This is a genomic window from Photobacterium sp. R1, from assembly GCF_054600795.1.
The window spans coordinates 1-246 of sequence record NZ_BAAHZP010000845.1 but is presented as its reverse complement, the minus strand read 5'-3'; the positions used below and the strand labels follow the sequence as shown (position 1 = coordinate 246).

The window sequence follows — 246 nt, the reverse complement described above, 5'->3', positions numbered from 1 at the left end:
ATCAGGTACTCATCCGAATGCGCCGACGGCACCGCCTGAGTGGTGATCGCAGCAATATCTGAGCCGGCCTGAGGCTCGGTAATCGCCAGCGAAATGGTCGCGTCGCCATTGAGTACCTGTTCAATCACGGCATCAAACCGGCCATGGTTATGCTGGTGCAACGCACTTAATCTCACCAGGTAAGACGCCAGCCCCTTGGCCAGGCCCTGGCTGCCGCTGGCGGTCAGGGTTTCCACCAGGGTCACG

General features: G+C 60.2%; 1 pseudogene. It reads right to left on the bottom strand.

The features are described from left to right. Window positions 1–246, bottom strand: a pseudogene (locus ACYP03_RS27465) (hypothetical protein); the annotation flags it as partial.